General features: G+C 46.0%; 15 protein-coding genes. 7 read left to right on the top strand and 8 right to left on the bottom strand.

Annotated elements, in window-relative coordinates:
* Positions 1-16: 16 nt before the first annotated feature.
* A complete protein-coding gene (locus ICN10_RS00720; protein ID WP_216211348.1) occupies positions 17-649 on the top strand; it encodes an OmpW family protein in 633 nt (210 codons plus the stop codon).
* Between the two features lie 61 nt (positions 650-710).
* Here the strand turns inward: ICN10_RS00720 and ICN10_RS00715 are convergent, their stop codons facing one another.
* Complete coding sequence (locus tag ICN10_RS00715) at positions 711-1,307, bottom strand: ATP-binding protein (protein ID WP_216211346.1); 597 nt, start codon at positions 1,305-1,307, stop codon at positions 711-713.
* Between the two features lie 67 nt (positions 1,308-1,374).
* Here ICN10_RS00715 and ICN10_RS00710 point away from each other — a divergent pair, with 67 nt between their 5' ends.
* Entirely contained in the window at positions 1,375-3,303 is a 1,929-nt protein-coding gene (locus ICN10_RS00710) for an ATP-binding cassette domain-containing protein (protein WP_216211343.1), read from the top strand.
* Positions 3,304-3,324: 21 nt separating this feature from the next.
* Here the strand turns inward: ICN10_RS00710 and ICN10_RS00705 are convergent, their stop codons facing one another.
* From ICN10_RS00705 to ICN10_RS00690, 4 genes are all read right to left on the bottom strand, one after another.
* Positions 3,325-3,627, bottom strand: coding sequence for a chaperone modulator CbpM (locus tag ICN10_RS00705; RefSeq protein WP_215346654.1), 303 nt, complete (start codon positions 3,625-3,627; stop codon positions 3,325-3,327).
* Positions 3,628-3,632: 5 nt separating this feature from the next.
* Positions 3,633-4,613, bottom strand: coding sequence for a DnaJ C-terminal domain-containing protein (locus tag ICN10_RS00700; protein ID WP_216211340.1), 981 nt, complete (start codon positions 4,611-4,613; stop codon positions 3,633-3,635).
* Between the two features lie 61 nt (positions 4,614-4,674).
* Positions 4,675-6,222 carry a UxaA family hydrolase gene (locus ICN10_RS00695; RefSeq protein ID WP_216211338.1) on the bottom strand — a complete coding sequence of 516 codons (1,548 nt, stop codon included), beginning with the start codon at positions 6,220-6,222 and terminating at the stop codon, positions 4,675-4,677.
* A gap of 54 nt (positions 6,223-6,276) precedes the next feature.
* On the bottom strand, positions 6,277-6,978 hold the full coding sequence (locus ICN10_RS00690; protein WP_216211337.1) for a pirin family protein: 702 nt from the start codon (positions 6,976-6,978) through the stop codon (positions 6,277-6,279).
* 86 nt (positions 6,979-7,064) lie between these two features.
* Here ICN10_RS00690 and ICN10_RS00685 point away from each other — a divergent pair, with 86 nt between their 5' ends.
* A complete protein-coding gene (locus ICN10_RS00685) occupies positions 7,065-8,480 on the top strand; it encodes a TAXI family TRAP transporter solute-binding subunit (protein ID WP_216211334.1) in 1,416 nt (471 codons plus the stop codon).
* A 64-nt stretch (positions 8,481-8,544) separates the two neighbouring features.
* Positions 8,545-9,882, top strand: a complete 1,338-nt coding sequence (locus ICN10_RS00680; RefSeq protein ID WP_216211331.1) for a DUF3422 domain-containing protein — start codon at positions 8,545-8,547, stop codon at positions 9,880-9,882.
* Between the two features lie 66 nt (positions 9,883-9,948).
* Here the strand turns inward: ICN10_RS00680 and ICN10_RS00675 are convergent, their stop codons facing one another.
* Together ICN10_RS00675 and ICN10_RS00670 are read right to left on the bottom strand one after the other, a co-directional pair.
* Complete coding sequence (locus ICN10_RS00675; RefSeq protein ID WP_216211328.1) at positions 9,949-11,223, bottom strand: NAD(P)/FAD-dependent oxidoreductase; 1,275 nt, start codon at positions 11,221-11,223, stop codon at positions 9,949-9,951.
* Between the two features lie 14 nt (positions 11,224-11,237).
* Positions 11,238-11,570, bottom strand: a complete 333-nt coding sequence (locus tag ICN10_RS00670) for a c-type cytochrome (protein WP_216211323.1) — start codon at positions 11,568-11,570, stop codon at positions 11,238-11,240.
* A gap of 181 nt (positions 11,571-11,751) precedes the next feature.
* On the opposite strand from ICN10_RS00670, the gene ICN10_RS00665 reads away from it, so the two are divergent.
* Genes ICN10_RS00665 through ICN10_RS00655 form a run of 3 tightly spaced genes read left to right on the top strand, consistent with a single transcriptional unit; the run spans position 11,752 to position 15,340 of the window.
* Positions 11,752-13,473: a glycosyltransferase family 39 protein gene (locus tag ICN10_RS00665; protein WP_216211319.1), complete on the top strand. Its 1,722-nt coding sequence runs from the start codon at positions 11,752-11,754 to the stop codon at positions 13,471-13,473.
* Entirely contained in the window at positions 13,470-14,723 is a 1,254-nt protein-coding gene (locus ICN10_RS00660; RefSeq protein ID WP_216211316.1) for an exo-alpha-sialidase, read from the top strand. Before ICN10_RS00665 ends, ICN10_RS00660 begins: the two co-directional genes overlap by 4 nt.
* The gene (locus ICN10_RS00655) at positions 14,720-15,340 is read left to right on the top strand and encodes a hypothetical protein (protein ID WP_216211313.1); all 621 of its coding nucleotides are present in this window, start codon (positions 14,720-14,722) and stop codon (positions 15,338-15,340) included. The genes ICN10_RS00660 and ICN10_RS00655 overlap by 4 nt, the downstream gene beginning before the upstream one ends.
* A gap of 108 nt (positions 15,341-15,448) precedes the next feature.
* Here ICN10_RS00655 and ICN10_RS00650 read toward each other — a convergent pair whose 3' ends face one another.
* Complete coding sequence (locus ICN10_RS00650) at positions 15,449-16,450, bottom strand: tripartite tricarboxylate transporter substrate binding protein (RefSeq protein ID WP_216211311.1); 1,002 nt, start codon at positions 16,448-16,450, stop codon at positions 15,449-15,451.
* Positions 16,451-16,470 lie beyond the last annotated feature (20 nt).

Raw genomic sequence — 16,470 nt, 5'->3', positions numbered from 1 at the left:
AAAAAGGGAAACCATCATGCGTATTAAGTCACTCCTAGCAGCTATGGCTGCAGTAGCATCCTTAGCTCCAATCGCCGCACAAGCTCAAGCGGAAGAAAATCCTTGGATGGTGCGTGTACGCGCAGTAGATTTATTGTTCCAAAATGGTCAAACAAGCACTGTTGCGGATCTCAATGTTAAGGCTAAAAATCAAGTTATTCCTGAGTTTGACGTTTCCTACTTCTTTACTAAAAATATTGCTGCTGAATTAGTGTTGACATGGCCGCAACAGGTAAACATTACTGCAGGTCCTGGCAATACCAATATTGGTAAAGTTTCAGCGTTGCCACCTTCATTGCTAGCTCAATACCACTTTACTGATCTAGGCGCTTTCAAGCCTTACGTTGGTCTTGGCGTTAACTACACCATCTTCGGTAATCGCCAAAATTTCCCAGCTCTTGGAAATGCTGTGCAAGTTGACAACTCTAGTGTTGGTGTAGTTGGTCAAATCGGTATGGACTACATGTTTGATAAAAACTGGGGCTTAAACGTTGACGTGAAATACGCGACTATGAGCACCAATGTAACTACAGTTCAAGGTGGAACAAATCTTGGTAAGTTGACATTGAATCCATGGATGCCTGCTGTTGGTGTGACTTACAAGTTCTAAGAATTCAGTTCTTAGGTCTTGAGATAGGGCTCCTTAGGGGCCCTATTTTTTTATCTTCAATTTACCGAACTAAGTCATCGATGAGTTTTTCAAAAGAAGCTTCATTAAAAACAGAGTTATCGAATCGATGCAATAAAGCGTGTGTAGGCGGTTCAGTTCTGCGATTTGCATATTGATCCCAATGTGCCAGCTTCCACTCATCTCTGGGATCAGCGCGTTTCTCCATGCGTTTTTTGGCTTCAGACTCGTCTAAATCAATCCAGGCAATCTGAATATTCGTTTGCGGTGGCACACCTAGGGTTTGTGCATCAAACATTCTGCCACTCTGAATCTCTCTCGAGAATGGCCCAACCAGAATGACATTTACCCCTAAGAGTAAATTTTCTCTTGCGATATCAATAAGTCCTTGGTATTCCCAATCACGGAGATTTTCAAGATAGAAGGGGCTATCGCGATCATTGGGGTTTTGGGTGGTGAGTTGCATGACATGAGCGCTAAAGGCGCCATAGGCAGTGTCCTTGTCGAGAAAGAAAAAATCTTCCCCGGTTTTCTCAATAATCAAAGGCAAAGCTTTTTTTGCCAAAGTAGACTTGCCAGTGCCCGCATGACCGGCGAATAGGATGAGGCGGGGCGCAGAAGGAGTTAATTTGCAGACCATATAGAGCTAGTCTCGCAGAAATTGACCAAAATATCTCGTCTTTTGGGGAAGTGACGATAATGTCGCCATGGCTTTAATCGTACTCACTGATGCAAAACTGGCTTTTGGCCACGTTGACCTCCTCGCAAACACTGCTTTTTCACTGGAATCCGGTGAACGTGTTGGCTTAATTGGCCGTAATGGCACCGGCAAATCTTCCTTGCTGAAGATCTTGGCTGGCATCGAAAAAATGGATGATGGCCTCCTGCAATATCAGCAGGGTCTGCGCATTGCTTACGTCCCTCAAGAACCTATTTTTGAGGCTGAGGAAACTGTTTTTGATGCAGTGTCCAAGGGTGTGGCGCAAGCGAAAGCTTTGCGCGAAGAATATGAGGCGCTCAGCGTCGGCGAGTGGGATGACGCTTCCCATCATCGCCTAGATGAAGTGCAATCCCAGCTGGAAGCTTTAAGCGGCTGGAACTGGGAGCAGCGCGTTCATGAAACTCTAGATCGCCTCCATCTAGAAGCTGATTTGAAAATCAATACGCTTTCTGGCGGTACCAAAAAGCGGGTCGCTCTGGCGCGCGCTTTAGTAGAGATGCCAGACGTACTCTTGCTAGACGAACCAACCAACCATTTGGATTTGGATTCGATTGCTTGGCTAGAAGAGCTGCTGAAGGAATATCAAGGCTCAGTTATCTTGATTACCCATGATCGCGCCTTCTTAGATAACGTCTGCACACAAATTGTTGAGCTTGATCGCGGTATTCTGCGCAGCTACCCTGGAAACTTTACTCAGTATGAAGTTCTTAAGGAGCAAGAGCTTAATTCTGAATCCCTAGCCAATGCTCGCGCAGATAAATTGTTAGCGCAGGAAGAGGTTTGGATACGCAAGGGGGTTGAGGCTCGTCGCACGCGAAGTGTTGCCAGAATTGCACGCCTCGAAAAATTGCGTAGTAGCCGTGCCGAACGCCGAGATGCTATGGGGCAGGTGAAGTTAGCAGTTTCGTCTGGCGACCGTAGTGGCAAGATTGTGGCGGATCTGCAAAACGTCAGCAAGACTTATGATCGTCCGATTGTGAAAGACTTCACGGCAACGATTTTGCGTGGCGATAAGGTTGGTTTATTAGGTCCTAATGGCGCCGGCAAGACAACCTTACTCAAATTGATTTTAGGAACCATTGCACCAGACTCGGGCACAGCAACGATGGGCACTCGTATTGAGGTTGCCTATTTTGATCAAATGCGCGAAGGTCTAGATCTCAATGCTTCATTAGAAGATTACATTAGTCCAGGTAGCGAGTGGATTGAAATCAATGGCAATAAAAAACACGTTAAGAGTTATCTCAGTGATTTCTTATTTGCACCCGAGAGAACCAATTCACCCGTAAGCACCTTATCTGGTGGCGAGCGTAACCGCTTATTGCTAGCCCGTCTGTTTGCTAGGCCAGCCAATGTATTGGTATTGGATGAACCAACCAACGACTTAGATATTGATACTCTGGATTTGCTTGAGCAGCTCTTGCAAGATTACAAAGGAACTGTTTTCTTGGTCAGTCACGATCGTTACTTCTTAGATAACGTAGTAACAAGCATCATTGCAAATGAAGGCGATGGCTTCTGGCGTGAATACGAAGGTGGCTATGAAGATTGGAAGATTCAGAAGGCACGTTCAGACAAGATCCGCGCTGCTAACGCCAGCTCTAAATCAGTAGAGAAGTCAGAAGTAAAGGCTGAAGTAAAGGTGGAAGCTAAGGTAGAGGCAAAGCCGGCAGCTAAAAGCGGCGTTCAAAAGCTCAACGGTAAAGAACGCCAAGAGTTAGAAACTTTGCCATTGCAGATCGAAGCACTGGAAACTGAGCAGGCTGATATTGGAATTGCTATGAGCAATCCAGATTTATATAAGAATGAGCCTGAGCTAGCGGCGAGCATGCAAGCGCGTTTGAGTGAAATTACTGCCGACTTAGATCAAAAGCTGCAGCGTTGGGAGCAACTATTAAGTCGATCTGAATCTTAAGTCGTCGCGAGTTTAATCGTCTTACTTTAAGCGAGCACGCAGTTGGGCGATTTCATCAAGCAGATCAAGTGCTAGGGCAACCCCAGGCACATTCAACTCAAGATCGTGTGTAAGGTGAGCTGCAGTTTTGGCTCTTCTCAATGAGTCACCACTAAAACGCCAATCTTCTGGCGATGATCCTGCCGGGCTTAGTACGCCCTCAGAAACCCAAGTCATGATGAGGTCTTCTGGTGTGCGTGAAGCATGTGAGAGCTCAACAATCGTCATGTGAACTTCGTTCTCAACAACTTCGCCTTCAATCCAAGTGATATTCGTTTGTGTCATATCTATCATCCCTTCAAGTGAGATCTAGGGTTGAAATCAAAAGCCTTCTCAAAGTTTTGATAGGCTTCTTTTTGAGCATCAGTTTGTGCTGGTGGTAGGGCAATCGTAGGGACAACGTATAAATCACCCGGTTCTGAACTGGGGATGCCTTTACCTTTGAGGCGCATCTTGCGACCTGCTAATGTTCCTGCTGGGATTTTTAATTCCAGAGTGCTGCCAGCTGGAGAAGGTACATTGACAGTCGTGCCTAAAGCTGCTTCCCATGGTGCCAAAGGAATGTCAATAAATACATCCTTACCATCTACGCGATAGATGGGGTTTGGATGAAAGTCGATTTCTAAATAGAGATCACCGGCAGGGCCTTCGCCCATACCAGGGCCACCTTGGCCAGAAAGGCGCAAGTTTTGCCCGGCTTTAATGCCTTTGGGGATACTGACGTCTAACTTGCGCTCTTGTGTGCTGACATGACCGCTCGCATCTTGTGTAGGCATGTGCAAGGCAATCGTACGCTTAGCGCCGTTGTAAGCATCTGCGAGATCAATCAAGATTTTGGCGTGGTGATCTTGGCCTTTGAAGTTCATTCCCTGACGACTATTGCCGCCGCGTCCACCTTGACGATGTTTGCCTCTACCAAAGAGAGATTCAAAAAATTCGCTTTGATCACCCTCAAAGCCGCCGCCATAACCTGGATGACCGCCACCAAAGCCAGCATCAGAATATTCAAAGCCTTCATTCCAATTAGGGGGAGGGGTGAAGTCTTGACCGTTCTTCCAGTTTTCGCCAAAGCGATCATAGGCTGCACGCTTTTCAGTGTCTTTTAAAACGGCATAGGCTTCACCGATTTGCTTGAACTGTTCTTCAGCGCCAGCTTCTTTGTTGACGTCCGGGTGGTATTTGCGTGCTAGCTTGCGATAGGCTGATTTGATTTCAGCTTCGGTAGCGCCGCGAGCAACGCCGAGAGTTTCGTAGTAATCCTTAAATTTCATAAGCCTGTTTCAGTATCGTTTCTGTCTGGGTTGAGCTAATAGGATTAATTCTACAGTTCTCTTAGCTCATTACCCCAATTTGCCAGGGGACAAATTCATAGTCGCCTAAACCGAGTAGCTCACTCTTGGAGGCCTCACCAGAGGCAGTCCTGAGAAATAACTCAAATATCTGTTGCCCCATCTCCTGGACAGAGATGGTGCCATCTAAAATCTCCCCACAGTTGATATCCATATCTTCGGTAAGGCGCTGGTACATGGGGGTATTTGTAGCCAATTTGATGCAGGGGGCAGGCTTGGAGCCAAACATAGAACCTCGGCCCGTAGTGAAGGCTATGAGGTTAGCGCCTCCGGCTATTTGTCCGGTGGCAGAGACTGGATCAAATCCGGGGGTGTCCATAAATACAAAACCTTTAGCTGTGACTGGCTCAGCGTACTTATAGACTTCCATCAGTGGACCTGTTCCACCTTTCATGGAGGAGCCTAGTGATTTTTCAAAGATATTTGCTAGACCACCAATTTGGTTGCCGGGGCTTACTTGCCCATTAATTTGCACATCTCTACCAACGGAGTATTCATCTTTCCACCAGCGAATGCGTCGAATAAGTTTTTCGCCTACCGCTTTACTTACTGCACGACGGGTGAGGGTGTGTTCTACACCATAAATCTCTGGTGTCTCAGACAGAATGCCTGTTCCACCGTGACGAGACAAGATGTCAATTGCTGCACCCAGGGCTGGATTGGCCGTGATGGAGGAGAAGCCATCCGATCCACCGCATTGCAGACCAACACATAAATGACTTACTGAAACAGTTTCACGCGTAGCTTTATTTGCTTCTGGTAATAATGCTTTGACTGCTTCAATGCCGGCTTCAATCGTTTTGCGAGTGCCACCTGTTTCTTGCATGATGAAAGTGTGCAAGTTGGTATTCGCCGTGAGGTCCTCTTGCTCCATCAAGCCCTTCAGTTGATTGCGCTCACAACCAAGACCGACAATCAGTGCAGCCGCTAGGTTAGGGTGCCGCGCGTAACCAGCCATCGTGCGACGCAGTAACTCCATGGGTTCACCGCTCATCTCCATGCCACAGCCAATGTCATGACTAAATGCCACTACGCCATCTACGTTAGGAAAATCTTTGAGTCGCTCCGGCGTAAACCAATCTGCAATCTTATTAACAACAGTTGCAGAGCAATTTACCGTAGAAAGGATGCCGATGAAATTACGCGTTCCCACTTTGCCACTGGGTCTGACATAGCCCTGAAAAGTAGCGCGTTCAGATTCTGGCAATAAGGACGTAGGCTTATATTCGCTTGCGTAAGCATAGTCACGATCAAACTCACGAAACTCAGTATTGTGGCTATGGACCATCGTGCCAGCTTCAATATCGGTATTAGCAAATCCTACGGTGACGTTGTACTTCAGGATAGGCTCGCCCTTGAGTATTTTCTTAGACGCGATTTTGTAACCAGCAGGAACTTGGCTACGGCTTGTGAAATGCTCACTCGGTACTTCAGCGCCAATAGCAACATCTACTCGTGCAACCACAATATTGTCATTGGGGTGTAGACGAATAATCGGGCCGGCCAGTTTCTTTCCAGAGGTTTCAATCATGATCTTTTGATTTTCTAGGTATTGAGCTGATCGTATATCTAGAGGCTCAAATATTTAATGACTCAAGTCAAATATCAGCACTTCTGCATCAACACCATCGCTGATCACTAGGGAAGATTCATCTTCAATAAACAGAGCATCGCCACCGACCAATTTTTGGCCGTTAATGGTAAGCATTCCACGGATGAGATGAGCGTAAGATTTTCTCTTGGGGTCTAGTTCGAGTGTTGTTGATTGAGGGCCGTTGAAAAGTCCGGCATAAATCGTGGCATCTGCATGAATTTTCACAGCGCCATCATTTCCGGTAGGGGAGGCGACGATGCGTAGCTTGCCATCTTTTTCAATTGCTGGAATCGTTTTTTGTTCATAGCTAGGATCAATCTCAGAAACGTTGGGTTCTATCCAGATTTGTAGAAAGTGGGTGGTTTGGTCTTTGTCGTGATTGAACTCGCTATGGGTCACACCGCTACCAGCACTCATGCGCTGTACATCCCCTGGGGGTATGGACTCAATGTTTCCCATGCTGTCTTGATGGGCTAATTCACCCGAGAGAACATAGCTAATAATTTCCATATTGCGATGGCCGTGTTTACCAAAGCCCATTCCGGCTGCAACACGATCCTCATTGATCACACGCAAGTTCCCCCAGCCCATAAATTGAGGGTCATGGTAGCCAGCGAAGGAAAAGGAGTGAAAGCTTTTTAGCCAGCCATGGTCGGCATAGCCACGATCTTGGGATTTTCTGAGATTTATCATGGTTTTAGGGTGTCCAAAAGCAAATTGAAAGAATCTGTATAAGGACATTATCATTAGCTTTAACGAATTTTGCAGATTGCTAGCTCATGGGAAGTTTTAAACAAGACATAAAAGATACCTACTTAGGTCTTTCTGAAAGCCTTCAGGAAAACTGGAGTGACTTCACCCAATTTCTAAAAGAGACTTGGCCCTTACTAACCCTTCTGCTCATAATTTTGATGGGTGTTTGGTGGTACGCGGATCCTCCGCCTCCAAGACATGTGCTCATGGCGACCGGAGCTCCGGGCGGATCTTATGAAGTATTGGGGAAAAAGTACGCTGACTTTTTCGCAAAGAAGGGGATTACTATTGAGCTAGTGCCCACCTTAGGTGCACAGGAAAATATTGATCGCTTGGCCGACCGCAATGATCCCGTTCAGGCCGGCTTTGTGCAGGCAGGTGTAGCGCATGCAAAGGATGTTAAAGGCATTGAATCCCTGGGAGCGATTGCTTACGATCCAATATGGTTTTTTTATCGCGGTTCAGAAATTAAGAATGGTGACCTCGAGGCACATACTGGACATTTCAAGTACTTCTCCTCAAAAACAATATCTATTGGCGTTAAAGGTGGTGGGACTTATGCCCAAGCATCCAAGATCCTTGATGTTTCAGGATTTGAACATCTTCCACAGTTTGTTTATTTGCCTGGTGAGGAGGCCGTCAAGGCTTTAAAAGCAGGAAAAATTGATGGCGCTTTCATCGTTGACTCCTTTGAGGCCCCCAATGTTCAGGAATTACTCAATGATCCTAGTTTGCATTTAATCACCTTTAAGCGTGCTGAGGCCTATGTCAAAGTTATCCCACATCTTCATATATTGAATGTCCCGCAGGGTTCTTTTAATTTAGCGCGCAATTTCCCTCCGTCTGATATGAAGCTGTTGGCTACAACAACCAATCTTTTGATTGATGATCGTATGCATCCAGCAATTCAATTTTTATTTTTAGAGGCTGCTAGAGAGATTAACGGAAGAGAGTCTTTCTTCTCTGAACGTGGTGAGTTTCCATCGTTCAAAGATTCAATGTTGCCTGAAAGTCCTGTCGCAGTGCATTACGAAAATAATAACTATCCCTTATTGAGTGCTTATTTTCCATTTTGGATTGCTGAGCTTATTAACCGTCTCGTGTTTGTATTACTGCCATTCTGCGTTTTGGGCTATCCACTTTTACAAGCTCTTCCTGGCTACCGCGCTAAGCGAATGCAAAATAAGATTAATCGCTTATACGGCTCGCTGAAAGCCTTGGAGCAAGAGTTGCTGAATGGCTTTAACGATGAGCAGCGCGAAGAGTATCTGAAGAGGTTAAATCTACTGGAGTATCAAGCGCTCAGAATCACAGTCTCTAGGCGGCTGTCGAGTGATTACTACACCTTGCGAACTAGCATCGATTACGTACGCAATTGCTTGAATAGAGGTGAGCACCCCTATGGATATGAGGATTTTGTTAGCAGTAGCCAGCCCATATAGACGCAAAGGTATGTTTGATATAGCTTAGGTATATGATCTAAAGAAATAAAAAATTACATAAGCTATGAGACCATACGATCACCCATCTAGAGCGTTGTTGCATGAAGAGGTGCATGCTAGACCTCCTATTCCATTGTGGCCAAACGAGAGGGTGATTTCACAATCCTTCTTGCTGGATGCAGCCTCTCGCCAACAGCAGATAGCTTGGGTACAAAAGCTAAGCCTTGCTTTAGGTTGCACTCCTAGTAGAGATGATCACTCATTTATGACGCTGCATTTAGCGCCAGAACCAGAGAGAGTTTTAGTGAAATGGGAGTTGCATGGTGAATTTGCAACCATTGCAGTTATTGTTCACAATAAGACTAAGGTTAAAGAACCATTGCTCAAGTCGAGGTTGGAAATTGAGCGTGATTTGGATTTGCTTTTTAAGGGATTGGGTTGCCCAACCATTTCTGAGGCTGGTGGACAAAGAATTTCTGCCTTGGATGTAGTGTTCGAACATCGCCCTCTGTTTACTGAGGCGCTAGAAGTATCTGAAATTTTTAGTGGCAACACTGTACTTGGCAGCTTTATTCTCTCAAGTAAGAAAGCGCAGCTATGGACTGACTTGCAGCTTGATGAAGATGGCTTCATTTCTTTCTTTATCCCTCATGATGTATTGGGCTCTAGACAACTGGGCCGAATAGCTAGGGGTTTAGCAGAGGCTGAAACTTACCGCATGGTTGCTATGGTCTCGTTTCCAGTAGCCAAAAGCCTGTCACTGCCTTTGAGAGAGGCGGAGTCAGAGTTGGCTGCAGTATCTGAAAAAATATCTAAACTGCAAGCAGAGTCGGGTGTAAATACTGAAAAAGATGGCTTATTTCTAGAGGAACTTTCTCGTTTAGCTTCCCGTATTGAGCAATGGATCTCTGGATACGGGCTACGCTTTACTGCGGCCGAGGCTTATAGTCAGCTACTATCCAAAAATTTACTGGAACTAAACGAAACCTCTATTCCGGGGGTGCAAACGTTGTCAGAGTTTATGGATCGACGTTTTCAGCCAGCCATGGGTACTTGTATCTGGACTCAACGACGCTTGCGCGAATTGTCTGATCGTATTTCAAGAACAACGCAAACTCTGAGAACCCGTATTGAGTTTGTAAATGAGCAGCAAACGCAAAAGTTATTAGCCAGTATGGATCAGCGCGCAAGACTGCAACTCAGACTTCAAGAAACAGTAGAAAGTTTGTCGGTGCTGGTGTTAACTTACTATGCCGTAGGCTTATTGGTTTACATCATGAAGGGTGGAAAAGAAGCTGGATTGGCTATTCATCCTGAGATTATTGCTGCAATTGCTGCCCCAATCATTGCCATTAGCTTCTTGGTGATAAGTCGGCGCAGACGCCGCAGGCAAAAGTCATAATTGACCTATGAAATAAAAAAGAGACCCGAAGGTCTCTTTTTTATTAGCAGCGAAGGCCTTAGCTTCTTAACCCAAGCTATCTGCCCAGATATTGTGAGCCCAGCCCCAAGCATAGACTCCCTCAAGGGTGGATGGAGCAGGGGATAGACCGCCAGATCCAGGAACCGTTTTGAAAGTCTTTTCTGCCGCGTTGTATTGGTGGACGCTAGCAACGTGGACAACTTCCTTGGAATTAACAAAGCTATAGCAAGTGTTTGTTAATACCGGCGCTGGGTTAACTTCCCAACCGCTGAGTTCTGCGACGATAGCTGCAGCAGCTACTTTGGCATGTTGGTTGGCCATATGTCCAGACTTCGGCATTGCTGGCGCAATCTGAATCGCATCGCCTAAGACGTGAATGTCTTTACGTGCAGTGGATTCAAAATTGAGGAAGTTCACATTCGCCCAACGACCATTGGAATTTGCTAAGCCAGTCTTGATAGCAATTTCACCAGCGGCCATTTGTGGCAAGACATTGAGTACATCTGCCTTCACATCATCCTCAACTTCGAGTTTAAGTGTTCTGGTTTTGGCATCTACGCCAACCACATTACTCTTAGGTCGGTACTCAATGATTCCAGCGTACTGCTCAGCCCAAACTTTTTTGAACAAGGCGCCCTTAGAGGTGACGTCTTGGTTTGCATCCAAGATCAGTACCTTGCCACGCGGGTTGTTTTGTTTCAGATAGTTAGCTACCTGGCAAGCACGCTCGTATGGTCCAGGAGGGCAGCGATACGGGGCTTCTGGAATGCTGATCGCAAAGGTGCCACCTTCACGCATTGCTGCAATTTGCTTATGTAGTGCAACTGTTTCTGGTCCAGCCTTCCAGGCTTGCAGAGTAACGCCATCTTTATTAGCTTGTGCAAGACCTTCAATACTTTTGAAGTTAAGTGATACACCTGGAGATACAACCGCTTTGTCATAACGCAAAGTTTTCCCAGAGGCTAGTTTTACGATTTTCTTGTCTGGGTCAATACTGCTCACGCTATCTTGAATAATCTTAATGCCATGACGTTTACTGAGTGTGTCATATGGTGAAGTGATTTCAGCCAGAGTGCGTGAACCACCAATCACTAGGTTAGACATTGGGCAAGAAATGAAAGAGGTGTTAGGCTCAATCAATGTGACCTTGGCTGTGTTGTTGGAAAACAAGCGAAGATATTTAGCGGCAGTAGCGCCGCCATATCCGCCACCAATCACCAGAATTTCTGCTTTTTGTAAATTAGCACGTGCTTGTCCAGAGAAGCCAGCCAATAAGCCAATTGCTGCTGCGCCTTGGCCAATAAAGTGTCTGCGATCCATGATGGGCTTCCTTATTATTTCTTGCCAAGTTGATTGGCGATGGTTTCGAGTTGCTCGTCGGTATAGCCTTTAGCTAACTGCGGCATGATGGTGCCTTCACGTGCGCCAGACTTAAATGCTTTCATTTGAGTCAGAATTTGTTCGCTGGTGAGGTTGTTTATCAATGGCATACCGCCATCAACTACACCCTTGCCATCGGTTCCATGACAATTGGCGCAGGTGGCTGCAAGGCCACGTTTATATAGATTGCTGGCATCGGCATTCTGCGCGAGGGCAGCGCCACTCCACTGGCTAATACCAATATAAATAGATGCTAGGATTGCGGGTTTTAAATACCTTGCTCGCATATGGCGGTTCTCCGTTCGGATTATTTCTAAGTAATAAGTTGTAAATTCGTTTGTAGGTATCTTAATCAAGAAACTCTTAAAAACTGATATTCACATCAGATTCGTTTTTCATAAGCTCATTCAAAAATACAGGCATTAGCAGTTTTATAGGGCTTTCCTGCAAGCCCTATAAACTATAGCTATGCGTGGCTCATTTTCTTACCGTTCTGCCGTATTAATCCTACTTTTAGGTGTATTTACCTATCTTTACGGCCTAGATAGTCGTTTTGCCCCTAAAAACGGTGATGAGTATCCTTATATGCACATTGTGCGGATGACGGCAGATGCAGGGCAGTGGTTGCCTTTGCAGTCTGAAATGGATGGCATCAAAAACACCAAGCCTCCGCTTATTTTTTGGCAGGGTATCGCTAGCACCTATTGGGCATCCGATTGGACTTTGGCTAATCTGCGCTGGCCTAGTGTTTTATATACCAGCTTAACTGCTTTCTTCTTATTTTTGGCAGTACGTCGGTTTAGCGGTAAAACACAAACAGGATTATTGGCCGCGGTAGTCTGGCTATCTTTTTTTGCAACTTATCGCTATGGTCGCCCATTCTTGGCTGACCCTCCCGAGGTCTTCTGGATATCGTTACCATTTTTTGCAATCTTATATTGGGGTAAGGGCGCTTTTGAATCCAAATTCTTTTTCCCTTTGATGGCGGGAATATGTTTTGGCTTTGCATTGTTTGCAAAATCCTTTGCATATATCGTGCCAGCTTCTTTTGCCTTAGGTCTTTACTACTGGCGCTGGCGGCAGTGGAGTATTCCGCAAGTTTTGTTACGGGATCTCTATAAGTTATTCCTCATTGCCGTCCTTGCCTTGGGCGTATTTGCCTTATGGTTTGCCATGGACCCATATCCTGAGGCAGTTTGGAGGGAGTTTGTCCTTGGTGAGAATGCTGGCAAGTTTGCTGCGCGCCAATCTAGTTACTTCATGGATTTACTTCGTGGTGGCGACAGTATTTGGTTGCTGTTACTGACCACCATTGCAAATGCTGGCTTATTTAGTTTTGTGCTGATATCCGCTTTGATGCAATGCTGGCGTGCACGTCGTTTTCTGACTCTAGAAGAAGTGTTGTTATTGCTATTAATCGCAGCATTCTTCATTGTGTTTAGTTTGCCCAGTCAGCGCTCGGGGCGCTACTTACTCCCAGTGATGCCGGCATTTGCCGCATTGATTGCTTTGTATTGGGATAGGTTACCTTTATGGGGATTCCGAATTGCCTTGCTACTGCAGTTGCTGGTCATATCACTATTGATATGGATTGGCGGAAATCTGCAGTTTTCCCAGTTCATGGGTGATGCTGGTCAGTGGTCTTATTCCTATTGCCACTGGATTTTGATGGCAGCGAGTTTACTAGTCGTCTTGATTGGTTTGTTTAGGCGCAGCCAAACCAAAGTACTAGCATTAGCGGCTTGCTTTCTGGTTTATTGCGCTTTGACGAGCAGTCTAGCGCCCTTAGAAGGGCGTTTGGGGCGCTATTCCACCGAGACTATTACCCAGACACAAGGTAAGGACGTTTGGATTCCTTGCGACTACCGCGCTAAAGATGAGGAGTATCGCCTGCTCTTACCAGGCGCAAAGTTGCATGGTTACTTAGCCAAAGACGCTGCTGATATCAACGGACTGACTGCTAGCTATCCTCTGGTAGCGGTGCATTCGCCTCTTGGTGTTGCGCCTACCTTATGTGAATCTTGTCAGATTGTTGGACAAAGAATGGAGATGCGGGCACGCCACTCTAATGAAGAAATTGCGGAGATGTTGGCGGGACAAATTGGCAAACACTTATTTATAAATGAGTATTTGATTGCTACTCCAGCTGCTATGCCAGATTTATCAAACCTGAAGGATGTTTGTAGATGAGCCGTATTGTTGCCCTCTGTTTTTTATTGCTTGCTGCTGTATTGGGCTTTCTACATATCGATAGTCGTCCTGTTTGGGCGCCATTTGTAGTGTCCGCTTTTCCTCAAACGGAGGAGGTGGCAGATGAGACTGTAACTACAACAGCCAAGACCAAGGCCCCGTCCAAGGCTATTGCACCAGCAGCACAGGCGAATTGGTTGCCCGATACCGGAGCTCCATCGGTTCACGCGGCTTCATTAATTGCTTTAAAAGATGGCGCAGTTCGAGCATTCTGGTTCGCAGGCAGTCGTGAGGGTGCTGCGGATGTTTCGATCTATAGCTCGGTATACGATTCGCATTCCGCTAACTGGAGCGCACCTACCGTTGTGATGGATCGAGTTAGCGCCGAGAAAGGTTTGTCGCGCTATATCGCTAAGTTAGGTAACCCTGTACCAAGTAGATTGCCCGATGGAAGGTTGCAACTATTTTTTGTGACTGTTTCTATTGGTGGTTGGGCGGGAAGCTCAATCTCTGCGATTACTTCGGATGATGAGGGATTGACGTGGAGTCATCCACAGCGATTGATCGCTTCTCCGTTATTGAACTTAAGTACCCTCGTGAAATCTCCGAGCGTCTCATTCACTGATGGCTTGTTGGGTTTGCCTGCCTATCATGAGTGGGTAGGGCGCTTCGGTGAGTTTTTGAGGGTAGATGCCGGGCGCATAATCGATAAACGTCGTATGAGCTCTGGCCGTAGTGCAATTCAGCCGCTGGTGTTTGTGAGCGACGCTCAAGATGCTAGCGCTTATTTCCGACAAACGCGTAGCTCTGGATTGCCAAAGCAAATTCCGGTTAGTAGTACGCAAAATGCGGGCCAAAGCTGGCAACAGGCTGAGGACTTGGCAATTGCCAATCCTAATTCCGCAGTGGCAGGCATAACCCTTAAGAACGGCACTCGCATCTTGGCTTTAAATAATATTGAGTACGGTCGCCATCGATTAGTTTTAATGATGAGCAGTCCCAAGTCGGGTCAATGGCAAACCGTTGAGGTATTGGAGGATGACGAAGCCTTGCCGGATGCACAGCGGAAAGAGTTTTCATATCCATACATGATTACCGTTGATGGCGATGATGCCCATTTGGCATACACCTGGGATCGTAAAAAAATTCGCCATCGTTATTTTTCGGGTGCTTGGCTAAAACATGCCTTAAGTAAGATGCAGGCTCAAGCACAAGAGACAGAAGCGCAGCGTTCGGAGGTTCAGCAATGAATTCATTAATGCAAGTTTTGTCTTTGATTGAGCTATCCATCACGACCGCGGTTATTTGTATTTGGGTGTTACAAAAATTCTCCCCAAATCCTTTTCCATTCGCCGTAAAGCTTTTCTTGGTTCTGTTAATCGGCAATGTATTGTTCTGGCCGCTAGGTTTAGGCATGGAATTGCCCTTGGTAGCTTATGTACGTGGAGTAACTGGAGATCTTAGTATTGTCTTAACTCTATTGCTGTGGAGTTCTTTGTTGCCTTCAAGCAAGCCGACACCTATGGCGTTTAAGTTTGCTGTTGCCATCGTTGCCTTCTGCTTTTATCCATTTGCCCTGGGATTGGGAATGATTGATCCCTACGCATGGGGATATGGCTCTATTGCATTCTTAATAGCGGTTCTAGTATTCGCAGTAGTTTGTGCATTAACCAATTGGACTAAGGGTGTTTGGATTATTGCGATTGCCATCATTGCTTGGGCGGCTCAATGGCATGAATCTAGCAATCTTTGGGATTATTTGCTCGATCCGTTCCTCGCGATTTGGGCTTTGATTGCCTTTTTTGGAATGCTCTACAGAAGGCGCCGCGATAAGGCCCGCTCTGGATACTTATTTAGACCGGGTTAAGATTGGTTGGCGACTCGCTAGACCATCCGAGTATTTATTAAGAAATAAAATATCAAGAAACAAAAAAGCCAGCATTGCGCTGGCTTTTTTGTTTGATGCTATTAATGCTTAGTCTGGGATGTTCGCTTTACGAATCACTGGACCCCAAACGTTGATCTCTTTCTCAAGATGATCTTTCAAGCCTTTGGCAGAAACCTTGTCTGCTGGAACGATGTCAATATTGGCATCTTCTAAACGCTTCTTCACATCAGGATTATTCAAGGCTTTCTTCAAAGCAGCATTGATCTTATCCAGAATTGGCTGTGGAGTGCCTTTTGGCGCATAAACACCGTGCCAAACTTTAACTTCGAAGCCTTTGAGGCCTTGTTCGTTCAAAGTTGGAACATTCGGAATCGCTGGCAAACGCTTCATGGTGGTTGTGCCGAAAGCCTTTACACGACCATCCTTGATGTACGGAATAGTCTGAGTTGTTTGGTCGCACAAGAGGTCAACCTGACCACCCAAAAGATCTGTCAATGCAGGACCGGTTCCTTTGTAAGGAATGTTGGTGAGTTTTACGCCCAAACGGCTTTGGAACAACAGGCCGCATAACTGTGACACTGCACCTGGACCAGCATTTGCCATAGTCACTTTTGAACCATTAGCGCGGATGTAAGCCTCAAGTTCTTTAAAGTTATTTGCTGGCAAATCTTTTTTACCCAACAACACCATTGGTACGTCAGCAACTTGGCCAACGTATTCAAAGCTAGTCATTGGATCGTATGGGAGCTTGTCATACAAGGCGTTAGCAGTAGCCATGCCCATGTGGTGAATGTAAATGGTGTAGCCGTCTGGTGCAGCACGCGCCACTTTGGTAGAGGCGATTGTGCCGCCAGCACCTGGAACGTTCTCAACAACCACAGTTTGGCCAAGGGCTTGACCCATTGGCACTGCAATTAAACGAGCGATAGAGTCGGTAGGGCCACCAGCTGCAAATGGAACGACCAACTGAATTGATTTAGTAGGCCAATCTTTTTGCGCAAGAGCGCTAGTACTTAGAAATGCGCCAGCGGTTAATGCTGCAGCAATTCCTGAAAATAAAAATTTCTTCACTTTCACTTTGATCTCCATGTTGTTGTTATGTTTGTCAA

The organism is Polynucleobacter sp. 86C-FISCH, assembly GCF_018882415.1.
Lineage (GTDB): Bacteria > Pseudomonadota > Gammaproteobacteria > Burkholderiales > Burkholderiaceae > Polynucleobacter.
Note: the sequence above shows the minus strand (reverse complement) of the source record. Positions and strands in the feature narration are given on the sequence as shown.

Coding starts and splice junctions, on each gene's coding strand:
- ICN10_RS00675 (WP_216211328.1), bottom strand. CDS start 11,223: ATGGATCGCAGACACTTTATTGGCCAAGGCGCAGCAGCAATTGGCTTA.
- ICN10_RS00715 (WP_216211346.1), bottom strand. CDS start 1,307: ATGGTCTGCAAATTAACTCCTTCTGCGCCCCGCCTCATCCTATTCGCC.
- ICN10_RS00670 (WP_216211323.1), bottom strand. CDS start 11,570: ATGCGAGCAAGGTATTTAAAACCCGCAATCCTAGCATCTATTTATATT.
- ICN10_RS00665 (WP_216211319.1), top strand. CDS start 11,752: ATGCGTGGCTCATTTTCTTACCGTTCTGCCGTATTAATCCTACTTTTA.
- ICN10_RS00680 (WP_216211331.1), top strand. CDS start 8,545: ATGAGACCATACGATCACCCATCTAGAGCGTTGTTGCATGAAGAGGTG.
- ICN10_RS00655 (WP_216211313.1), top strand. CDS start 14,720: ATGAATTCATTAATGCAAGTTTTGTCTTTGATTGAGCTATCCATCACG.
- ICN10_RS00690 (WP_216211337.1), bottom strand. CDS start 6,978: ATGATAAATCTCAGAAAATCCCAAGATCGTGGCTATGCCGACCATGGC.
- ICN10_RS00720 (WP_216211348.1), top strand. CDS start 17: ATGCGTATTAAGTCACTCCTAGCAGCTATGGCTGCAGTAGCATCCTTA.
- ICN10_RS00685 (WP_216211334.1), top strand. CDS start 7,065: ATGGGAAGTTTTAAACAAGACATAAAAGATACCTACTTAGGTCTTTCT.
- ICN10_RS00650 (WP_216211311.1), bottom strand. CDS start 16,450: ATGGAGATCAAAGTGAAAGTGAAGAAATTTTTATTTTCAGGAATTGCT.
- ICN10_RS00700 (WP_216211340.1), bottom strand. CDS start 4,613: ATGAAATTTAAGGATTACTACGAAACTCTCGGCGTTGCTCGCGGCGCT.
- ICN10_RS00660 (WP_216211316.1), top strand. CDS start 13,470: ATGAGCCGTATTGTTGCCCTCTGTTTTTTATTGCTTGCTGCTGTATTG.
- ICN10_RS00695 (WP_216211338.1), bottom strand. CDS start 6,222: ATGATTGAAACCTCTGGAAAGAAACTGGCCGGCCCGATTATTCGTCTA.
- ICN10_RS00705 (WP_215346654.1), bottom strand. CDS start 3,627: ATGACACAAACGAATATCACTTGGATTGAAGGCGAAGTTGTTGAGAAC.
- ICN10_RS00710 (WP_216211343.1), top strand. CDS start 1,375: ATGGCTTTAATCGTACTCACTGATGCAAAACTGGCTTTTGGCCACGTT.